Source organism: Paraburkholderia phytofirmans PsJN, assembly GCF_000020125.1.
GTDB classification, from domain to species: domain Bacteria; phylum Pseudomonadota; class Gammaproteobacteria; order Burkholderiales; family Burkholderiaceae; genus Paraburkholderia; species Paraburkholderia phytofirmans.
On record NC_010681.1, the window covers coordinates 2,813,084 to 2,832,993 of the forward strand.

The 19,910-nt window shown below is 62.0% G+C and carries 15 protein-coding genes and 6 tRNA genes; 4 read left to right on the forward strand and 17 right to left on the reverse strand.

Annotated features, from left to right (window positions below; genetic code table 11):
* Positions 1 to 139: 139 nt before the first annotated feature.
* Positions 140 to 1,039: an AraC family transcriptional regulator gene (locus tag BPHYT_RS12320; protein WP_012433486.1), complete on the forward strand. Its 900-nt coding sequence runs from the start codon at positions 140 to 142 to the stop codon at positions 1,037 to 1,039.
* Positions 1,040 to 1,215: 176 nt separating this feature from the next.
* Here the strand turns inward: BPHYT_RS12320 and BPHYT_RS12325 are convergent, their stop codons facing one another.
* The 7 genes from BPHYT_RS12325 to gltX form a co-directional block, all read right to left on the reverse strand.
* Complete coding sequence (locus BPHYT_RS12325; protein WP_012433487.1) at positions 1,216 to 1,680, reverse strand: GNAT family N-acetyltransferase; 465 nt, start codon at positions 1,678 to 1,680, stop codon at positions 1,216 to 1,218.
* A gap of 142 nt (positions 1,681 to 1,822) precedes the next feature.
* Positions 1,823 to 1,899 (reverse strand) — tRNA-Asp (locus BPHYT_RS12330).
* A gap of 94 nt (positions 1,900 to 1,993) precedes the next feature.
* Positions 1,994 to 2,069, reverse strand: a tRNA-Glu gene (locus BPHYT_RS12335).
* 61 nt (positions 2,070 to 2,130) lie between these two features.
* A tRNA-Asp gene (locus BPHYT_RS12340) sits at positions 2,131 to 2,207 on the reverse strand.
* A gap of 97 nt (positions 2,208 to 2,304) precedes the next feature.
* Positions 2,305 to 2,380, reverse strand: a tRNA-Glu gene (locus tag BPHYT_RS12345).
* 155 nt (positions 2,381 to 2,535) lie between these two features.
* Positions 2,536 to 2,611: transfer RNA gene (locus BPHYT_RS12350), tRNA-Ala, on the reverse strand.
* Positions 2,612 to 2,733: 122 nt separating this feature from the next.
* On the reverse strand, positions 2,734 to 4,143 hold the full coding sequence (gene gltX / locus BPHYT_RS12355; protein WP_012433488.1) for a glutamate--tRNA ligase: 1,410 nt from the start codon (positions 4,141 to 4,143) through the stop codon (positions 2,734 to 2,736).
* Positions 4,144 to 4,549: 406 nt separating this feature from the next.
* On the opposite strand from gltX, the gene BPHYT_RS12360 reads away from it, so the two are divergent.
* Entirely contained in the window at positions 4,550 to 5,503 is a 954-nt protein-coding gene (locus tag BPHYT_RS12360; RefSeq protein ID WP_012433489.1) for a patatin-like phospholipase family protein, read from the forward strand.
* Between the two features lie 127 nt (positions 5,504 to 5,630).
* On the opposite strand, the gene BPHYT_RS12365 is transcribed toward BPHYT_RS12360, so the two are convergent.
* The 5 genes from BPHYT_RS12365 to BPHYT_RS12385 all read right to left on the reverse strand — a co-directional run bounded on the left by BPHYT_RS12365 (position 5,631) and on the right by BPHYT_RS12385 (position 12,219).
* On the reverse strand, positions 5,631 to 6,296 hold the full coding sequence (locus tag BPHYT_RS12365; protein WP_012433490.1) for a C40 family peptidase: 666 nt from the start codon (positions 6,294 to 6,296) through the stop codon (positions 5,631 to 5,633).
* 137 nt (positions 6,297 to 6,433) lie between these two features.
* Positions 6,434 to 8,068, reverse strand: coding sequence for an ABC transporter ATP-binding protein (locus BPHYT_RS12370; protein WP_012433491.1), 1,635 nt, complete (start codon positions 8,066 to 8,068; stop codon positions 6,434 to 6,436).
* Positions 8,065 to 9,171, reverse strand: a complete 1,107-nt coding sequence (locus tag BPHYT_RS12375) for an ABC transporter permease (protein ID WP_012433492.1) — start codon at positions 9,169 to 9,171, stop codon at positions 8,065 to 8,067. The genes BPHYT_RS12370 and BPHYT_RS12375 overlap by 4 nt, the downstream gene beginning before the upstream one ends.
* Positions 9,171 to 10,208 (reverse strand): microcin C ABC transporter permease YejB, encoded by a 1,038-nt coding sequence (locus BPHYT_RS12380; RefSeq protein ID WP_012433493.1) that lies wholly within the window; start codon positions 10,206 to 10,208, stop codon positions 9,171 to 9,173. Before BPHYT_RS12380 ends, BPHYT_RS12375 begins: the two co-directional genes overlap by 1 nt.
* 49 nt (positions 10,209 to 10,257) lie before the next feature.
* A complete protein-coding gene (locus tag BPHYT_RS12385) occupies positions 10,258 to 12,219 on the reverse strand; it encodes an extracellular solute-binding protein (protein WP_083772051.1) in 1,962 nt (653 codons plus the stop codon).
* A 126-nt stretch (positions 12,220 to 12,345) separates the two neighbouring features.
* Here BPHYT_RS12385 and fabI point away from each other — a divergent pair, with 126 nt between their 5' ends.
* A complete protein-coding gene (fabI, locus tag BPHYT_RS12390; protein ID WP_012433495.1) occupies positions 12,346 to 13,137 on the forward strand; it encodes an enoyl-ACP reductase FabI in 792 nt (263 codons plus the stop codon).
* A gap of 145 nt (positions 13,138 to 13,282) precedes the next feature.
* Here fabI and BPHYT_RS12395 read toward each other — a convergent pair whose 3' ends face one another.
* A complete protein-coding gene (locus BPHYT_RS12395) occupies positions 13,283 to 13,630 on the reverse strand; it encodes a hypothetical protein (protein WP_012433496.1) in 348 nt (115 codons plus the stop codon).
* Between the two features lie 778 nt (positions 13,631 to 14,408).
* Between BPHYT_RS12395 and BPHYT_RS12400 the strand changes: the two genes are divergently transcribed.
* Positions 14,409 to 15,320, forward strand: coding sequence for an amidohydrolase family protein (locus BPHYT_RS12400; RefSeq protein WP_012433497.1), 912 nt, complete (start codon positions 14,409 to 14,411; stop codon positions 15,318 to 15,320).
* Positions 15,321 to 15,466: 146 nt separating this feature from the next.
* Here the strand turns inward: BPHYT_RS12400 and BPHYT_RS12405 are convergent.
* The 4 genes from BPHYT_RS12405 to BPHYT_RS12420 form a co-directional block, all read right to left on the reverse strand.
* Positions 15,467 to 15,560, reverse strand: a tRNA-Ser gene (locus tag BPHYT_RS12405).
* 182 nt (positions 15,561 to 15,742) lie between these two features.
* Positions 15,743 to 16,993 carry an aspartate kinase gene (locus tag BPHYT_RS12410; protein WP_012433498.1) on the reverse strand — a complete coding sequence of 417 codons (1,251 nt, stop codon included), beginning with the start codon at positions 16,991 to 16,993 and terminating at the stop codon, positions 15,743 to 15,745.
* 385 nt (positions 16,994 to 17,378) lie between these two features.
* Positions 17,379 to 18,824 (reverse strand): tRNA lysidine(34) synthetase TilS, encoded by a 1,446-nt coding sequence (gene tilS, locus BPHYT_RS12415; RefSeq protein ID WP_012433499.1) that lies wholly within the window; start codon positions 18,822 to 18,824, stop codon positions 17,379 to 17,381.
* 47 nt (positions 18,825 to 18,871) lie between these two features.
* Complete coding sequence (locus tag BPHYT_RS12420; RefSeq protein WP_007181378.1) at positions 18,872 to 19,843, reverse strand: acetyl-CoA carboxylase carboxyltransferase subunit alpha; 972 nt, start codon at positions 19,841 to 19,843, stop codon at positions 18,872 to 18,874.
* Positions 19,844 to 19,910 lie beyond the last annotated feature (67 nt).

Sequence of the window (19,910 nt, forward strand, 5' to 3'; positions counted from 1 at the left end):
ATTATGCAACGCCCTGTCCCTTGCAACACCTACAATGAGAAGCCCGCGGCGGTTTGCCCGCCCGCACGGGGTTTTGCCTTGCGGCGTTTTCGGCGCACTTTTGGGAGCCCGCGTTCCGTTATCGGGATCGACTTTCACCATGACTTCGTCCACCGATTCAAATCTGTCGAGCCTCGTGCGCTTCGCCGATATTCCGCCCGAGTTCCAGCCGAACGACACGCATCCGATCCGTGTACGCTCGCGGCAAATGCCGTCGGGCTGGCGCATCGCGCGTCACACGCATGCGTGGGCGCAGGTGGCTTACGCGTCGCGCGGCGTACTGCGGGTCGCGACCACCGGCACGACGTGGATGGTGCCGCCCTCGCGGGCGATCTGGGTGCCGCCGCACGTGACGCACGAAGTGGTCGCCGTCGAAGACGCGTTCCTGCGCACGCTTTACATCACCGAAAGCACCGTGCCGGCCGGCCTCGATACGCCACGCGTGGTCGAAGTCTCGGATTTGCTGCGCGAAGTGATTGCCGCGCTCGACACGCCCGGCATCTCGGCTACGCGCGAGCAGTTGCTGGGCGCCCTCGCACTCGACGAACTGACTCGCTCGGAGCCGCTGCCGCTGTCGGTGCCGATGCCTAACGAAAAGCGTCTGCGCGCGCTGTGCGAAGCGGTGATCGCGGACCCGACGCATGGCGAGTCGCTCGAACAATGGGCGTCCAGTGTGGGCGCGAGCACGCGCACGATTGCGCGGCTGTTTCGTCAGGAATTGGGCGTGAGTTTTTCGCAATGGCGCCAGCAGGCGATTCTGGCGCGCGCTATTCCGCTATTGAGCCAGGGACGGCCGCTTTCGCATGTCGCCTTGGAACTGGGCTATCAAAGTCAGAGCGCTTTCTCCGCGATGTTCCGCCGTGCCTTCGGTGAAAGTCCGCGCGCGTTCATCGAGCGTGGCTCGGAACATCGGCCGGGGCATGGCGAGCACGGCGATACGGAACTGGACGACGAAACTGCGCGGGATCGCGCGGATGCGCAGAGCGATAGTGGGCGTTGAGTGAGCGTGGAAAACTGCGGCGTCAAGCGCGCGCTTCAGACGCGGCCCGCCCAGTTCGGCGCCGCAAACACTGCGGGTGAATCACCAGCGCCTCAGACCCCGCCGGTCAAACTCGACGCATCAAAACCAGCGTGCCGAACACCCGCGCGGCAGACTTCGCGTGTGTTCGGCACGCCTTAAACCCGCCGCGCCAAATGGCGAATCGCACCGAGTTGCGCAAGACGCGGCCCTGCCAGCTTGTAGCCTTTGCGCTGATAGAGCCGAGCCGCAGGGTTGTCGACGAACACGCGCAATTGCAACTCCCGCAAGCCGCGCTCACGCGCCCACTGATGCGAGACATCGAGCAGATACGTGCCGGCGCCGAGCCGACGATGGCCTTCGGCAATCTGCACGTCGCGGATATGCAGCGAATCGCCCTCTTGCGTGATGCGCAACACGCCGATCGGCGTGCCGTCCATTTCGAGAATGAAATTCTCCGACTCGCGCCAGCTGCCGAGAAACAGATCGCCACGCCAGACGAGATGATGGCGGCGGTAGTAACCGCCCATGTTGTTGCGAGTCAGCGCCTCGGCGAACTCGAAATCGTCCATGCTGGCTTTGCGCAGATGAAACGGCAACGGAGCTTCGGTGGGATCGAACATGGCGGGGCGACAAGGGAGAGTCGGGTCAACGGTAAAACAGGCCGCGCGCGCTGGCAATGGCTGTTTGTCCCGAGCATACCCAGGCGCGCTGGACAGTGGAATAAAAAAAGCCCACTTCTTTCGAAGTGGGCTTTCTCAAATCTGGCGGAGCGGACGGGACTCGAACCCGCGACCCCCGGCGTGACAGGCCGGTATTCTAACCAACTGAACTACCGCTCCAGATTTTTTTGCACCGCGGCTGATGAGACCGGCTCATTCACCACTGCGTTACCGCTGCACCGTTCAAACTTCCAACCGAACGACGCCGATGTGCTGGCGTCCCCTAGGGGATTCGAACCCCTGTACTCACCGTGAAAGGGTGATGTCCTAGGCCTCTAGACGAAGGGGACAACGTACTGCTTACACCTTTAATGAAAAAGCCCGTTCAAGTTCGTATGAACGGGCTTTGTCTGGCGGAGCGGACGGGACTCGAACCCGCGACCCCCGGCGTGACAGGCCGGTATTCTAACCAACTGAACTACCGCTCCAGTTTGCCTATCAATGACTTGCGAGCGTTGGTTTTCTCTCTGCAAGCTGCGCTGCTTACCACTCGAATAAATCGAACACTAAAGCGACGCTGATGTTTGGCGTCCCCTAGGGGATTCGAACCCCTGTACTCACCGTGAAAGGGTGATGTCCTAGGCCTCTAGACGAAGGGGACATAATCTTTTCAGATTTGTCTTTATCTTGCCGCTAACTCACGCTAACTTCTTTTTCGCCAGCAGCAAAGACCGATATTCTAACTACGTTACCGCTGTTTGTGAAGTCTTTTTTGCTACAAGTTCCAGACTTCGGAACAACTTCACTCTGCTCTGATGGTGGAGGTAAGCGGGATCGAACCGCTGACCTCTTGCATGCCATGCAAGCGCTCTCCCAGCTGAGCTATACCCCCCTTGCAGAACAGAAACGAGATTCTAGAGGCCAATTTGCGCTTTGTAAATACCCTTTGAGCAATTGCATGCGACTTTTTTCAGAAGCCGCATGCAATCCCGCTCAAGGCACGCGCGAACGCGCTCAGACCAGCGCTTTTTCGATACGGCCCACGACGACATCACGCCCGAACAGCATCAGCACGCTGTCGATGGACGGCGTATGAGTAGTGCCCGCCACCAGCAGACGCACCGGCATGGCCAGTTGCGGCATCTTGAGCTTGTGCGCGCCGAGCGTCGCCTTCAAGGCGGCGGCGATGGCTTCCTTGGTCCACTCCACGGTCTTGAGCGCGGCGGCCAGATCGGCGAGCGCCGGGCGCACCACGTCGGTCACGTGCTGCGCGAGGGACTCGGCATCCGGCGCGGGCGTGCGATAGAACATCGCGGCGTTCTCGGCGATTTCCTTCACCGTCGACGCGCGGTCCTTCAGCAAGCCCACCACCGCCGCCAGATCGGCGCCTTGGGCGAGTGCGGCTTCGTCGATGCCCAGTTCGGCGAAGAACGGCTTGGCCAGTTCTGCGAGACGTGCGTTATCCGCTTCCTTGATGTAGTGCGCGTTCAGCCAGGCCAGCTTGTCGTGGTCGTATTGGGCTGGGGACTTGCCCAGATGCTCCAGATCGAACCATTCCACAAACTGTTCGCGCGAAAAGATTTCCGCGTCGCCATGCGACCAGCCGAGGCGCGCCAGATAGTTGACCACCGCCTCCGGCAGGAAACCGGCGTCGCGATAACCCACCACGCTCATCGCGCCGTGGCGCTTGCTCATCTTCTCGCCCTGCTCGTTCAGCACGGTCGGCAAATGCGCGTAGACCGGCGGCTCGCCGCCGAGCGCGCGCAGAATGTTGATCTGCCGCGGCGTGTTGTTGACGTGATCGTCGCCGCGAATCACGTGCGTGATGCGCATGTCCAGATCGTCCACCACCACGCAGAAGTTGTAGGTCGGCGTGCCGTCCGGACGCGCGATCACGAGGTCGTCGAGCTCTTCGTTCGAGATCTCGATGCGGCCCTTCACGGCGTCGTCCCACGCCACTACACCCGTCAGCGGGTTACGGAAGCGCAGCACCGGCTGCACGCCAGCCGGCGGCTCCGGCAGAACCTTGCCCGGCTCCGGACGCCACGTGCCGTCATAACGCGGCTTTTCGCCGGCTTCGCGCTGACGCTCGCGCAGCGCGTCGAGTTCTTCCGTCGACATGTAGCACGGGTACACGAGCCCCGCGTCCTGCATCTGTTTGAGCACTTCGCGGTAACGGTCCATGCGCTGCATCTGGTAGAACGGGCCTTCGTCGAAATCGAGGCCGAGCCACGCCATGCCTTCGAGAATGGCGTCGACGGATTCGCTGGTGGAGCGCTCCACGTCGGTGTCCTCGATCCGCAGCACGAAGGTCCCTTTCATCTTGCGCGCGAACGCCCACGGATAAAGCGCGGAGCGAATGTTGCCGAGGTGGATGAAGCCGGTGGGACTCGGTGCGAAACGGGTACGAACGGAGGTGGTCATTAGCGGTTACTCGGAAGACAGGCGCCGGCGCTCGGGGCGGACATCACCCGCAAAGCGCGGCAGCGGAGCGCGCCCATTCGGCAAAACAGCGCCGTGCATGGGCACGAAGGAAATAAATGCGAGAGGCGAATTATACCTTCGGGAAGCGTCTTACCTGCCCTCGTCCGAACGGCCAGGTGCCGCGTGAGTGCGGCGCCGAACAGCGTCCGTGCGCTTCCTCTGCAACGTTTCATTACCGCGCCGCCGCGCGCGCGGAGCTTTGCATTATGATGTGCGCGCGCTGCGGCCGGAGATAGATCCACAGCGCATGGAATCGCCGCCGGCGATGCCGTCCGTCTGACTATCCGCCTGATCGCGGCCACCAGCGACGCCGACTGCGTTGCTCGCGCCGTTGCTGGAGAACTCGTTGAAGCCCTCATCGCCTAGCCTCGCCCGCCGCAACTTTTCACTGGCCGCCGCCTCCGCGGTGCTGGCCGCCTGCACCACGACCGGCGGCAAAACCGACTCTACGCCCGTCGCCGCCACGCCCGTTACGCCCACAGCCACACCGTCGCTCGACAAGCCGCAGCGGCCGTTGCGCGTCGCGCTCGCGCTGGGCGGCGGCGCGGCGCGAGGCTTCGCGCACATCGGCGTAATCAAGGGGCTCGAGGCGCGCAATATCCAGATCGATCTCGTGGCCGGCACCAGCGCCGGCTCGGTGGTGGGCGCGCTGTACGCGTCGGGCATGAACGGCTTTGCGCTGAACAAGCTCGCCCTGACCATGGACGAAGCGTCGATCAGCGACTGGGCCATGCCGTTTCGCACGCGCGGTTTTCTGCAAGGCGTCGCGTTGCAGAACTATCTCAACACGACGCTCAACAACCGCCCGATCGAGAAGATGGCCAAGCCGCTGGGCGTGGTCGCCACCGACCTGAGGTCGGGCCAGCCGATCCTGTTCCAGCGCGGCAATACGGGTATCGCGGTGCGTGCGTCGTGCAGCGTGCCGTCGATTTTCGAGCCGGTGAAGATCGGCGGCCGCGAGTATGTGGACGGCGGGCTGGTGAGCCCGGTGCCGGCGTCGTTCGCGCGCAAGATGGGCGCGGACTTCGTGATCGCCGTGGATATCTCGCAGCGCCCAGAAAGCGGTCTGACGGCCAGTTCGTTCGACGTGCTGATGCAGACCTTCACGATCATGGGCCAGACGATCAAGGCCTATGAACTCGACAAATACGCCGACATCGTGATCCGCCCGAATCTGGCCGCCATGAGCGGCAGCGATTTCTCGCAACGCAACGCGGCGATTCTGGCCGGCGAGGAAGTGGTGGCGAAGATGATGCCGGAATTGCAACGCAAGCTAGCGGCAAGCCGGGCCGCGGCCTGAGCGGACCTGAACGGACCTGAACGCCCCTGCGCGAGCCCTGAAGCCGCCTCGTCCGCTGCTCAAACGCAAAAAAGCCTGCTTCGAACGAAGCAGGCTTTTTTATGCGGGGAACCGCCGACTCAATCGCTTACTGATTGCCGCCGATCGTCGCGTTCACGCGCTTGCGCAGATCCTCGCCGTCCTGATACGACGTCTCGATCCGACGCGCGCCGGTGAAGCGCTTTTCCCAGTAGCCGTCATCCATGTCGTCGACACGGATCGTGCTGCCCGTGGAGGGCGAGTGCACGAACTTGTTGTCGCCGATATAGATGCCGACGTGCGAGAACGTGCGGCGCATGGTGTTGAAGAACACCAGATCGCCCGGCTTCAGGTCGCTCACGCGCACCTTTTCGCCGACGCGGCTCATTTCCTCGGCCCGGCGCGGCAGCGCCATACCGAGCGTGTCCTGGAACACATAGCGCACGAAGCCGCTGCAGTCGAGCCCCGAATCCGGGGTGTTGCCACCCCAGCGGTAGCGCACGCCGATCATGTTCAGCGCGCCGACGACCACGTCGCCCGCCTTGCCGGCCATGCCGGAGAGGAACGATTTGGCGCCGCTGTCGCTAGCTGGAGCGGTGGTTTGCGAACTGGGAGCGGACAAAGAATTCGACCCGTTGAGGGTCGAATATGAGGCATTCTGATTGAAACTGCTTACTTCGTCGGCGAACGCGCCGGGAGCTGCTGCCATCAAGACGCCAATGAACATCCCGGCGACGACGCGCGTGCAAGCCTGGGTTAGGTTTCTGTGCTGCATTGGTCGGTATTTTTTGCCTAAAAATCAGGGGTCTACGGAAAAAAGTTTGGTCGATACTAGCCAGTAAGTATTCACATGTCAAAAGAAATAGAAAAATACAATCGAGACACGCACCCAATTGGTGAAAAAGCGGTAAATCAATGGTCCAGCGCTGCTTTCAGCAGCTTTCGAGTGTACGGGTGGGCGGGTGTCGAAAAAATCTCCTCAACCTCGCCGCTTTCGACGATCGAACCGTTTTGCATGACCGCAACACGATGCGCCATTGCCCCGATGACCGCTAAGTCGTGGCTAATAAAAACGAAGCCAAGGTTGTACTTCTGTTGCAATCCGGCGAGCAGTTTCAGCACCTGCTGTTGAATGGAAACATCGAGCGCGCTGGTCGGTTCGTCGAGGATCAGGATGCGCGGTTCGAGCACCAGCGCGCGCGCGATCGCGATCCGTTGGCGCTGCCCGCCGGAAAATTCATGCGGATAGCGTTGCAGCACCGTGCGGTCGAGGCCGACTTCGCGCAACACCGAGATCACCTTGTCGCGGCGTGCTTGCGGCGTCATGGCCGGCCGGTGCAGCGCGAGCCCTTCGCCGACGATCCGCTCAATGGTCTGGCGCGGCGAAAGCGAACTGAACGGATCCTGGAAGACCACCTGCATGTTCGACCGTAAGGCGGTCTGTTCGGCGCCGCGATAACTGCCGAGCGCCCTGCCCTGAAACTCGATTTCGCCGTGCACGGTACGTTGCAGCCCGAGCAAGGCCATCGCCAGCGTCGACTTGCCTGAACCCGATTCGCCGACGATTCCGAGCGTCTCGCCCTGGCGCACGGACACATTCGCGTCCGCCACGGCGCGAAAGCGCCCCGAACGGAACCAGCCGCTGAAGCCCGGCAGCTTCGTTTTGAAATCGACCGAGATTTCGCGCGCTTCGAGCAGCACCGGCGAAATCGGCAGTACCGGCACCACCGTGCGCTGCGGGCGGCTCGCCAGCAGACGTTGCGTGTACGGATGCTGCGGCGATTCGAACACCTGCTCGACCGGCCCGCTCTCCACCAGAACGCCCTTCTCCATCACCGCGATGCGCTGCGCGAAATGGCGCACCAGGTTCAGGTCGTGCGTGATCAGCAGCACGGCCATGCCGCGTTTTTCCGCCTCGTCGCGTTGCAGCTCCAGCAGCAGGTCGACAATCTGCGCGCGGATCGTCACGTCGAGCGCCGTGGTCGGCTCGTCGGCGAGCAGCAGACGCGGCCGGCACGCCAGCGCCATAGCGATCATCGCGCGCTGCCGTTGGCCGCCTGAAAGTTGATGCGGATAACTGTTCACGCGCTTGCCCGGTTCGGCGATACCCGTGCGTCCCAGCAGCGCCACGGCACGCTTGCGCGCCTCGTTCGCGCTCACGCCGTCATGCACGACGATGGTTTCCGCGATCTGGTCGCCGACCGTGTAGAGCGGATTGAGCGCGGTCATCGGCTCCTGAAAGATCATCGCGATGTCCGAGCCGCGCATACCGCGCATCTCGCGCTCGGTTTTCCCGAGCAGGTCCTCGCCGTCGAAACGGATCGAGCCGCTCACCTGCGCGTCGCTCAGCAACCGCAGGATCGACAGCGCGGTCACGCTCTTGCCCGAACCCGATTCACCGACCAGCGCCACGCGTTCGCCGCGCTGGATCGCGAGCGTGACGTCGCTCACCGCGACGGTGTCGCCGAAACGCACGTGCAAATGGTCCAGTTCGAGCAGCGGCGGTGGCGTGGTCCGTGACGCCGTGTTTTGCAAGTTCGCGCTCATTGATTGCCTCCGGCGCGCATCGCATCGGAGATGCGCGTATCGAGCGCATTGCGCAGCGCGTCGCCCATGAACGTCAGCAGCAACAGCATTGCCACCAGCACGCCGAAGGTGGACAGAGAAATCCACCACGCGTCGAGATTCGCCTTGCCTTGCGCGAGCAGCTCGCCGAGGCTCGGCGTCGGCGACGGCACGCCCAGGCCGAGAAAGTCGAGGCTCGTCAGCGCGAGAATGGCGCCGCTCATGCGAAACGGCAGGAAGGTGATCACCGGCGTGAGGCTATTGGGCAACACATGCCGCCACATGATCTGCCAGTTCGACAGCCCCATCGCGCGTGCCGCGCGCACGTAGTCCTGGTGGCGATTGCGCAGGAACTCCGCGCGCACGTAGTCCGACAGGCCGATCCAGCCGAACAGCGAAAGCAGCACGATCAGCAGGATGAAGCCCGGCTCGAAGATCGATGAAAAGATGATCAGCAGGTAAAGCTCGGGCATGGCGCTCCAGATTTCGATCAGACGCTGTCCGACGATATCGGTACGTCCTCCGAAATAACCCTGCACGGCGCCCGCCGCGATGCCGAGTATCGTGCCGATCAGCGTCAGCACGAGTCCGAACTCCACCGACACCCGGAAGCCGTAGAGCAGACGCGCGAACAGATCGCGGCCGCGGTCGTCGGTGCCGAGCCAGTTGTCGCGTGACGGCGGCGCCGGGTTCGGCGCCTTCGAAAAGTAATTCAGCGTGTCGTAGTAGTAGCGATTCGGCGGATACAGCGCGAAATTACCCGGCGCGTCGAAACGATGCTTGATATACGGATCGAGATAATCTGCCGGCGTCGGAAAGTCGCCGCCGAAGGTGGTCTCGGCGTACGTCTTGAACATCGGAAAATACAGGCTGCCTTCGTAGCGAACTACCAACGGTTTGTCGTTCGACCAGAGCGGTCCGGCCAGACTCGCCGCGAATGCCACGACGAACACGATCAGGCTCCAGTAGCCCAAACGCTGCTGCCGAAAACGCTGCCACACACGGCGCGCCGGCGAAGGCGAGACGAACGCGCGCGCCGGTTCGGTGCGCGCCGACGCATCGGTGGAAAGACGGGCTCGATTCATCAGCGCTCCAGTTGTTCGAATTGGATGCGGGGATCGACCCACACATAGCAAAGATCGGAGATCAGCTTGGTCGCGAGCCCGATCAGCGTGAACAGATACAGCGTGCCGAGCACGACCGGGTAGTCGCGCCGCACCACCGATTCGTACGACAGCAGCCCAAGGCCGTCGAGCGAAAACAGTGTTTCGATCAGCAGACTGCCGGTAAAGAACGCGCCGATAAACGCCGCCGGAAAACCGACGATCAGCGGCAACAACGCATTGCGAAACACATGTTTCCACAGCACGCGCTTTTCGGACAAACCTTTGGCACGCGCGGTCAGCACGTATTGCTTGCGGATCTCATCGAGAAAAGCGTTTTTCGTCAGCATGGTGACGACCGCGAAACTGCCCACCACCGAGGCCGTGATCGGCAACGCGATATGCCACAGATAGTCGAGAATCCTGCCGGCCACGCTCAACTGCGCCCAGTTGTCCGAAGTAAGATTGCGCAGCGGAAACAGTTGCAGGAACGTGCCGCCGCCGAACAGCACGAGCAGCAAAACGCCCAGCACGAAACCCGGAATCGCGTAGCCGACCAGCACGACAAGGCTCGTTGCGACATCGAAGCGCGAGCCGTTGCGCACCGCCTTTGCAATGCCGAGCGGCACCGATATCAGATAGGTCAGGAAGAACGTCCACAAGCCAATGCTGATCGAGACCGGCAGCTTGGAGACGATCAGCGACCACACGCTTTGATGGCGGAAATAACTCTGGCCGAGATCGAAAGTCGAGAAGCGCTTGAGCATCAGCACATAGCGTTCGAGCGGCGGTTTATCGAACCCGTATAGCGCTTTGAGTTGCGCGATCTGCTGCGCGTCGACGCCGTTATGCGCGCGCAAACCGAACGGCGCGCCGTTTTCCGCGCCTTTGCGCAACTCGTGCTGCATCTGCTCGACCGGGCCACCGGGAACAAACTGGATCACGACGAAGGTCAGCGTCAGCACGCCGAGCAAGGTCGGGATCATCAGCAGCAGGCGTTTGAGGATGTAGCTCCACATGGCGGTGTTTCCGGTGCGAAGGCGGTGAATGAATGAGGCGTCAGCGGGGTTAAGGTTGCGCCGGCGGTTGCGATTGCGATGGTGGCTGCGCGAACCACCACATCGATGTAATCCAGCCTTCCGCTGAATAGTACAGGGGTAGCGTTTTCGGCCACGCAAGACCGCGCTTGAACGCCACCCGATGCGTGGCGCTGTACCAATGCGGCACGACATAGTAGCCATGCATCAGCACACGGTCGAGCGCGTGCGTGGCGTCGACCAGTTGCTCGCGTGTTTGCGCATGCACAAGCGCATTCAGGATCGCATCCACGACAGGCGACTTCAGCCCGATCATGTTATCGGAACCCTGCGTATCGGCCGCCTTGCTGCCGAATCGTTCGATCTGCTCGGAGCCGGGCACCTGCACGTCCGGCATGCGGATCGTGGTGGTGTCAAAGTCGAAGGCGTCCAGACGCTTCTGATAGACCGCGAAATCCGACACGCGAAACGTGGCCTGGATGCCCAGCTTCTGCAGATTGCGGATGAAGGTCGCGACGATCGGCTCCATCTGCGCGGACGAACCGGAGTCGTCGAGAATCTCGAAGCGGAACGGCTCGCCCTTGGCGTTGCGCAACGCGCCGTCGCGATAGGTCCAGCCGGCCTGCTGCAACAGCGCGCGCGCCTCCAGCAGATTGGCGCGCAGCGAGCCGGGCGGGTCGGTGTCCGGCTGCTTCGGCGGCGGACCGAACACGGCCGGGTCAAGCTTCGCGCGCCACGGTTCGAGCAAGGCCAACTCGCCCGGTGAAGGCAGACCCTTCGCCTGCAGATCGGTGTTGGCGAAGAAACTGTCGATACGCGTGTACTGATTGAAGAACAACTGGCGATTGAGCCATTGAAAGTCGAGCGCGAGATCGAGTGCCTTGCGCACGCGCACATCCTGAAACAAGGACCGCCGCGTGTTCAGCATGAAGCCCTGCATGCCGGTGCCGTTATGTTGAGGAAACACCTGCTTGATCAGTTCGCCGCTGTCGAATTTCTTGCCGACGTCACGCCGCACCCAATTGCGCGCGACGTACTCGACCAGTGCGTCGTACTCGCCTGCCTTGAACGCCTCCAGCCGCGCCGTGTTATCCGAATACAGCTTGTAGACGATGCGATCGAAGTTATTCATGCCGACGCGCACCGGCAGCGCCGCGCCCCAGTAATTCGGGTCGCGCCGATAGGTGATGGTGCGGCCGTTATCGTACTGCTCGATCAGATAAGGCCCGCTGCCGATCGGCTTTTCGAACGCGAGCTGGTCGAATGCAATGCGGCTGCCGTCCGGCTTCATCCCCCACTTGCGCGAGAACACCGGTATGCCGCCCGCGAGAAGAGGCAACTCGCGATTGCGCTGGTGAAACTCGAAGCGGATCGTATGCGGATCGACCACCACCGCGCGCGTGATTTCGCCGAAGATCGATGCGAATTGCGGCGCGGCCTGCGGGCTTTTCAGCGTGTCGAGCGAGAACTTGACGTCGTCGGCGGTGACCGGATCGCCGTTCGAAAAGCGTGCGAGCGGATTGATGTGGAACGTCACCGAGAGGCCGTCCGGCGCGATGCTGATGTCGTCGGCGAGCAGCCCGTAGGCGGACGCCACTTCGTCGCTGCTGCCGACGGTGAGGCTTTCGAACATCAGGTCGACACCGGGCGCCGTATTGCCGCGCAGCGTGAACGGATTGAATTTGTCGAAGCTGGTGAGGCGGCTCGGATTGGCTAGCACCAGCGTGCCGCCCTTGGGCGCATTCGGATTGACGTAATCGAAGTGCTTGAAATCCGCCAGATACTTCGGCTCGCCGTATTGCGCGATCGCATAGACCGCGTGCGCCCGCGGCGCCACGAGAAGACCAGCCACGGCCAGCACGCCGCACATCATCGCGGTGCTGGCGGCGCGCCATGCACGCGGCGCAATCGCGAGGCCGGCACGCGAGGGTCGATGAAGCACGCTGCACCAGAGTGCATGAGGCGTTGGAACCCGTCGCGAGCCAGTTGTCATAGGGGCCTTGTTGGTCAGGGGGCAAGTGCAGTGTGAGAGAATTCTACCCAATAAACCTGCGCGATCCGCACGTCTGTTGCGCACGACGTCGACGGGCGCGGCGTGCCGATCCGACCGGGAGATTCCATGGGCTTTCTTGCTGGCAAACGCATCCTGCTGACCGGCTTGCTGTCGAACCGATCGATTGCCTACGGCATCGCGCAAGCCTGCAAGCGCGAAGGCGCCGAACTGGCGTTCACCTATGTCGGCGAGCGCTTCAAGGACCGCATCACCGAGTTCGCCGGCGAGTTCGGCAGCGACCTGGTGTTCGCCTGCGACGTCGCCGACGACGCCCAGATCGACGCCCTCTTCGTCTCGCTCAGGCAACGCTGGGACGGCCTCGACGGTCTTGTCCATTCGATCGGCTTTGCGCCGCGCGAAGCGATTGCCGGCGACTTCCTCGACGGCATGACGCGCGAAAATTTCCGCATCGCACACGACATCTCCGCGTACAGCTTTCCGGCGCTCGCCAAGGCCGCGCAGTCCATGTTCACGCCGGACGCGTCGTTGCTCACGCTGACTTATCTCGGCGCCGAACGCGCGATCCCGAATTACAACACCATGGGTCTTGCCAAGGCTTCGCTCGAAGCCAGCGTGCGTTATCTGGCAGTCTCGCTCGGCGCGAAGGGCGTGCGCGTCAACGGTATTTCGGCGGGCCCGATCAAGACGCTGGCCGCGAGCGGTATCAAGGGCTTCGGCAAGATTCTCGAGTTCGTCGAACAGAACGCGCCGCTCAAGCGCAACGTGACGATCGAACAGGTCGGCAATACGGCGGCGTTTCTGCTATCGGATCTGGCGGCCGGTGTGACGGCGGAAATCGTGCACGTCGATAGCGGCTTTAGCGCGGTGGTGGGCGGCATGGCTGCCGTGGCGGAGTGAACGACTAATCTTGTGCGCGAACACGTGGCGCTTTGTTCAATGCGCGCCGCGCTATTTCGCGGGCTCGTTGCTGAAGCCCAACAAAAAACCGCCCGAGGGCGGTTTTTCTTTGACTCTGCGATTCGATCAACCGCAGCCTAGACGCTTAGTGCCAGCCGCGATGATTGTCGTAATGGTCGCGGCCGTAGTTGTAATGGCCCGGGGGATGGTGACGGTACCAGTCATCGCGAGCCCAGTAACGGCGGCCGTCCCAGTAACGGTCGCCGTGCCAGCCGATCACGATCGCCGGACCGCCGTAGTACACGGGTGCCGGTTGATAGACGACCGGCGGCGGAGGCGGCGGAGGCGGCGCGTAGACCGGTGCCGGTGCTACGTAAACTGGCGCCGGAATGCCGATGTTGACACCAATATTAAGGCCGCCGGCCATTGCAGCACCCGACGCGCCCAGCGCGAAAACCCCGATCAAAAGTGGAACAAGACGAGCGGACTTCATTGATCACCCTTTGGAAGAATGTGTTGTTGGCGGAAATATAGCGCAAGGCGTCGCACCGCGTATTTCAACTTTGTAATAACTGATGCATAACATCGCGCCGATACGCGCCTGGTTACGTCTCGTTACATTGGATAGGGTTTCGGTGAAAAAGCCGTGGCGTGGTAATCAAAGCAAGGTGCAATGGGAGACGGCTTTGCTCGCAGCGCGTTTATACAGCGGGGGATTCGGCATGCTGCGCATAGACACAGGCAGGCGCATGGTATTTGCGCAACTCACGTTGTACCGTGCCGTCGATAGACGTGCTCACCTATCTCAACAATCAGCGCGGTCGCCAGCTTCCACATGAGCCAGAGCAACCTGCAGGCGAGCACGCTCGGCCTGCCCGCAAACCACGCCCTACTTCCAGTTGGTCGACGCGCTCGGGACGGCCGGCGCGCAGCACGCGATGTCGACTCGTCCGACACCACGTCGCGCCTTAATAATTCGGTAACCTATCTATCGCCGAATGCCGTGGACGCGCGATTTAACGCATTGGCGTTGGTCGGGGATTCGCAGAATACAACCCCTTCGTCGGTGCCTTCGCAGTTTGTCGGAACGGTGGGGTTAAGGCTCGTATTTTAAGAGTGATCTGGAGGGGCAATTACTGAATGGCGGACCCGCTGGAGGAATCGACTGCGTGAAACCGCCAAGAGACTTCGAGGATGCACAAGCGAGTCGTGCTAACCTCACTGGACAAGCACTGCGCTTCAGTGCTGGCTCTCGTACGGAGACCTGGACGATGGACTGCGCCGCCCTGCCGATCCTTGACTGTCACCAACACTTCTACGACGCCCGACGCTTGCATTACCCCGTGTTCGCGACGCGCAGCGAAGGCTTTGAAGCGCTTGTCGGCGACTACGGCGCGCTCCCCCGCATCTATTTGCCCGAAGACTACGCGCGCGATACGAGCGCATTGAATGTCGTGGGCACAGTCTGGGCGGAATTTATTTCGACCGACCCGGTGGACGAAGCACGCTGGGCGCAAAAGCTTGCGAACGCCACAGGACGCCCGGACGGCATCATCGCTCTGGTCGATTTTTCGAGTCCTGATCTGCCAGCCACGCTGGAAGCGTATGCGTCAGCGCAACGAATCCGTTGCGTTCGCCAACATCTGGGCTGGCATCCGAAGAACCCGCTGCTTCGCTATGCGCCGAGGCCGGACCTCATGTCGGACCCGGCATGGCGACATGGACTCGCGTCGCTGCGGGGGCGTGGCCTGATCTGCGAACTGGAAATGTTCGCGCCGCAACTGCCCGAACTTGCGTCGCTGGCAAGTGCGTTTCCCGACATTCAGTTCGTGCTGCCCGTCATGGGTTGGCCACTCGATCTGACCAGCGATGGCCAGGCAGCATGGAAACGTGAAATGACCGCCGTGGGCGCGTGTCCCAATGTGGCGGTGAAAATATTCGGACTGGAGTGCATCTTCGGCATTCATTGGACGGTCGCTCAGGTCCGATCCTGGATACTCGAAACCATTGAAGTCTTTGGCCCCGATCGATGCATGTTCGCCAGTCATATGCCGATCAGCAAGCTAGCCTGCAGCTTCGAAAAACTGTATAGAGCGTACTTCGACGTGATCGCGAAGTTCACCGTAGCGGAGCAGCGAAGACTCCTGCATGACACGGCGGCGGCGATTTACAAGCTGAGCTAAATGTTGGTTTCGGGAGGACCGGAACGTTCATGCTCGCGCGAGCGAGGTTAAAGCGACCCATGTCAGTACAGACCCGCCCAGCTGCAACGCCCCAAAAAACAAAACCCCGCAGAGCCTAGACTCTGCGGGGTTCTCTCTACCACTTCTGGCGGAGACGGAGGGATTCGAACCCTCGATCCAGGTTTTGGCCCAGATGCTCCCTTAGCAGGGGAGTGCCTTCGACCTCTCGGCCACGTCTCCCAAACTTTCGGTCGCGCAGGGAGTCAGCGCGACGAAGCCAAGATAATAGCGGGCCGAACCGCGAAGGTCAATGTCTGGCGAACAGTTTTTGTGCCAGTTTCGTCATTGGCGACGCAATTTATTCACCTCGGCCACGCAAAACAAACGGGACGCTCTTGTACGCCCCGTTTATTCAAAACCACTTACGCCTGATCCAGTTCGAATGCCTTATGCAGCGCGCGCACGGCGAGCTCCATATACTTCTCGTCGATCAGCACCGAGATCTTGATTTCCGAGGTCGAGATCATCTGAATGTTGATGCCCTCTTCCGACAGCGTGCGGAACATCGTGCTCGCGATACCCACATGCGAGCGCATGCCGACGCCCACCACCGAGACCTTCGACACCTTCGGATCGCCCAGCACCTGCTCGGCCTGCACATGGCCCTTCACCTGGGTCGTGAGGATGTCCATGGCGCGCTGATAGTCGCCGCGGCCGACCGTGAACGTGAACGCCGTTTTGCCTTCCACGCTCTGGTTCTGGATGATCATGTCGACGTCGATATTCGCGTCCGCCACCGGGCCGAGAATCTGATACGCGATGCCCGGCTTGTCGGGCACACCCATCACGGCGATGCGAGCTTCGTCGCGCTGAAACGCGATGCCCGAGATGACTGCTTTTTCCATGGTCTCGTCTTCTTCAAAAGTAATCAGGGTGCCCGACTTCATTTCAGCGTCGAGCGGCATCAGCGGATCGGTCAGGCTCGACAACACACGTGTCTTCACCTGATATTTGCCGGCGAATTCCACCGAGCGGATCTGCAGCACCTTCGAACCCAGGCTTGCCATTTCCAGCATTTCTTCGAACGTCACGCGATCGAGCCGGCGCGCTTCTTCCACCACGCGCGGGTCGGTCGTGTAGACCCCGTCGACGTCAGTGTAAATCAGGCACTCATCGGCTTTCAACGCGGCCGCGACCGCGACCGCCGACGTATCCGAACCGCCGCGGCCGAGCGTAGTGATATGGCCGTCGGGATCGATACCCTGGAAGCCTGTGATCACCACCACCTTGCCCGCGTCGAGATCGCGCAGCACGCGCTCGCCGTCGATCTCGCTAATGCGCGCTTTGGTGAACGCGCTATCCGTTTTGACCGGCACTTGCCAGCCGGCGTAGCTGACCGCGTCGACGCCGGCTTCCTGCAGCGCGATGGCGAGCAGGCCCGAGCTGACCTGCTCGCCCGTGGCGGCGATCATGTCGAGTTCGCGCGGGCTCGGCTGACCCGTAATTTCTTTCGCGAGGCCGAGCAAGCGGTTGGTTTCGCCGGACATCGCCGACGGCACGACGACCATCTTGTGGCCAGCCTTGTGCCATTTCGCGACGCGCTTGGCGACGTTCTTGATGCGCTCGACCGAGCCCATCGAGGTGCCGCCGTATTTGTGTACGATGAGTGCCATTGTCGTTCTGAACTGGAGGAGAAACCGCGCTGGCGCGCTGGAGACGACCGCACAAAAGCACAGAAGCGCAACGTCTTGTGAACGACGGCAGAGTGTGTGGCGGCGTAAATGCAGCACGCGTGCAGCACGCGCGGATTTGCCCGGGAATGATCGCTGATGGCTTACCGGAAACGACGGATCACGATCGAAAACCGACTAATTCAACAAAAGCGAAGGCGAAATCGGGTCGGGCAAACAAGTTAACGTACCCGATCGAGCGCAAAAAGACAAGCCGGAAAGGCTATTGGAATGCGCTGAATAGGCGCTGCAAAGGGCTTCTTCGTGTGAGATTTGCGCCCTATTTCCGGATTCGCCGCACGGACACCCGAGGTGTCCGACCGGCCGGTCAGGCGATCAGCAGATCCTCACGCCAGACGATCCTGACACACGGTTCGGCCTCGTCGATCTGCTCCGGCAACGCCACGCGATTGACGCCAAGCCTTGGCACGAACAGCAGGTCGCCGCCTATGTAAAGCAGCGGAACATCGCGCTTCCACGCGGGAACGCCGCGCTCCTGAAACAGGTTTTTCAACGTGCGGCTCGGTGCGCGCGGCGCGTCGCTCGTGCGCATGCGTTCGCCGCCGCTGCGCGAACGCGCGCTCAACACGGCACGTTGCAAAACGCTCACGGGAATCATTGCGTCGCCCTCGCCAAAGGCGGCGTCGGCGTGGGCCTGGGCGAATACGAACGTGCCGCGCCATTGCGGCAAGCGCCAGATCGACTCGCCTTGCCACGCGAGTTCGCTGACTGCGCGCGCGGCGAGCGCGGTTTCATCGGCGGGATCGCTGCTGTCTCCCGCTTCCCAATAGACCAGGCCGCGATAGCTGCGCAACGCCTGGCCTGCGTGATCGATCCGCAGACCATGGCCCTCTCCCGCCGCGCCGGTCTCACGCAACTGACGCAGCGCATCGCCGAGACGCGCGCTCGATGCGGCGACGAGACCCAACGTACGCATCCAGTAACGCAGAAGATTGAGCGCGCGGTCGTCGTCGAATGCTAGCAATGCATCGTGCGAGAGAGCGCGTCCTTCGTCGCGTGACGCTTCTTGCATATCGATGCGCGCCAGCGCGTCGAGCAAACGCTGCGCCGACGCCGCGTGCGCCGCCGTGCGCGCGAGCGCGTCGCGAAAACCCGGAAAGTGGACGGCCAGCGCCGGCGTCACTTCGTGGCGCAACGCATTGCGCGCGTAGCGTGTATCGGCGTTCGACTCATCGTCGATCCAGCGTAACGCACGCCCGCTAGCGTATTGTTCGAGCTGCGCGCGCAGCAGATGAAGCAAAGGCCGCACGCGTGTTGCCAGCGCCCCCGCCGGCAAATACTCCGGCGCCATCGCGGCAAGTCCAGCGAGACCAGCGCCGCGCAGCAATTGCAACAATACAGTCTCAGCCTGATCGTCCGCGTGTTGCGCGAGCCACAGCGTGGCGACACCACGCGAAGCGCACATGTCGTCCAGCGCGCGATAACGCGCATCGCGAGCGGCGGCTTCGACGCTCACGCCCGCGTCACGCGACAGCTCGACGCGCTCTGCCGCAAACTCGACGCCACGCTCCCGCGCGAACGCCTCGCAGTGCGCGAGCCACGCATCGGCATGCGCGCTCAGCCCGTGATGCACGTGCAACGCAATACAACGCGACGCGCCCGCGACACGCACTACGGCATCGAGCAGCACACTCGAATCCACGCCGCCACTGAAAGCGACCGCGATACGCGCGTTAGCTGAAAGCGTAGATAAAGAAAAGCCGACCGCCTCAAGTACGAGGCGGTCGGCTGGCGTTTCGGCGGAGAGAGTCACGTCGCTAGCGCGTTAAGCGCTGAAGGCGAAAGAGAACGCGCGCGGGCTTAAGCACCCGGCGTCGTTTCCTTGAACTTGCCATACGACATGAGCCGTTCGAAACGACGCTGACGCAGGTCGTTGATGCTCATGCCCTGGAACTGACGCAGCGAATCGGCGAGCGCGCGGCGCAACATGGCGGCCATGCCCTTCGGATCGCGATGCGCGCCGCCCAGCGGCTCGTTGACGATCTTGTCGATCAGGCCGAGCGCCTTCAGACGATGCGCCGTCAGACCAAGTGCTTCCGCGGCTTCCGGCGCTTTCGCGGCGCTCTTCCAGAGAATCGACGCGCAGCCTTCCGGCGAGATCACCGAATAGGTCGAGAATTGCAGCATCAGCACGCTGTCGCCGACCGCAATGGCCAACGCGCCGCCCGAACCGCCCTCGCCGATGATCGTCGCGATCAGCGGCGTCTTCAGCTCGGCCATCACGTACAGATTGCGGCCGATCGCTTCCGACTGGCCGCGCTCTTCCGCGCCGATGCCCGGGTACGCGCCCGGCGTGTCGATGAACGTAAAAATCGGCAAGCCGAATTTTTCGGCGAGGCGCATCAGACGCTCAGCCTTGCGATAACCCTCCGGACGCGGCATGCCGAAGTTGCGCAGCGCGCGCTCCTTGGTATCGCGGCCCTTCTGATGGCCGATCACCATGCACGCCTGGCCGTTAAAACGCGCGAGGCCACCGACGATAGACAGGTCGTCCGCATAGTTGCGGTCGCCATGCAGTTCGTGGAAATCGGTGAACAGCTCGTTCACGTAGTCGAACGTGTACGGACGTTGCGGATGACGGGCGATTTGCGAAACCTGCCACGGCGTGAGGTTCGCGTACAGATCTTTGGTGAGCTGTTGACTCTTCTTGGACAGCCGCTCGATCTCTTCCGAAATATCGACGGCCGAATCGTCCTGCACGAAGCGCAATTCTTCGATCTTCGCTTCGAGTTCAGCGATCGGCTGTTCGAAATCCAGAAACGTGGTCTTCATTGTTTGTAATCCTTGGACTTACCGGCAGCGCGTATTCTAACCGCGCGCGCCGATGTCAAAACCATCT

What these genes read in the sequence shown, in the direction of transcription:
- BPHYT_RS12320 (WP_012433486.1), top strand. Translation starts at nt 140, where the DNA reads ATGACTTCGTCCACCGATTCAAATCTGTCGAGCCTCGTGCGCTTCGCC.
- BPHYT_RS12325 (WP_012433487.1), bottom strand. Translation starts at nt 1,680, where the DNA reads ATGTTCGATCCCACCGAAGCTCCGTTGCCGTTTCATCTGCGCAAAGCC.
- gltX (WP_012433488.1), bottom strand. Translation starts at nt 4,143, where the DNA reads ATGACCACCTCCGTTCGTACCCGTTTCGCACCGAGTCCCACCGGCTTC.
- BPHYT_RS12365 (WP_012433490.1), bottom strand. Translation starts at nt 6,296, where the DNA reads ATGCAGCACAGAAACCTAACCCAGGCTTGCACGCGCGTCGTCGCCGGG.
- BPHYT_RS12370 (WP_012433491.1), bottom strand. Translation starts at nt 8,068, where the DNA reads ATGAGCGCGAACTTGCAAAACACGGCGTCACGGACCACGCCACCGCCG.
- BPHYT_RS12375 (WP_012433492.1), bottom strand. Translation starts at nt 9,171, where the DNA reads ATGAATCGAGCCCGTCTTTCCACCGATGCGTCGGCGCGCACCGAACCG.
- BPHYT_RS12380 (WP_012433493.1), bottom strand. Translation starts at nt 10,208, where the DNA reads ATGTGGAGCTACATCCTCAAACGCCTGCTGCTGATGATCCCGACCTTG.
- BPHYT_RS12385 (WP_083772051.1), bottom strand. Translation starts at nt 12,219, where the DNA reads ATGACAACTGGCTCGCGACGGGTTCCAACGCCTCATGCACTCTGGTGC.
- fabI (WP_012433495.1), top strand. Translation starts at nt 12,346, where the DNA reads ATGGGCTTTCTTGCTGGCAAACGCATCCTGCTGACCGGCTTGCTGTCG.
- BPHYT_RS12395 (WP_012433496.1), bottom strand. Translation starts at nt 13,630, where the DNA reads ATGAAGTCCGCTCGTCTTGTTCCACTTTTGATCGGGGTTTTCGCGCTG.
- BPHYT_RS12400 (WP_012433497.1), top strand. Translation starts at nt 14,409, where the DNA reads ATGGACTGCGCCGCCCTGCCGATCCTTGACTGTCACCAACACTTCTAC.
- BPHYT_RS12410 (WP_012433498.1), bottom strand. Translation starts at nt 16,993, where the DNA reads ATGGCACTCATCGTACACAAATACGGCGGCACCTCGATGGGCTCGGTC.
- BPHYT_RS12420 (WP_007181378.1), bottom strand. Translation starts at nt 19,843, where the DNA reads ATGAAGACCACGTTTCTGGATTTCGAACAGCCGATCGCTGAACTCGAA.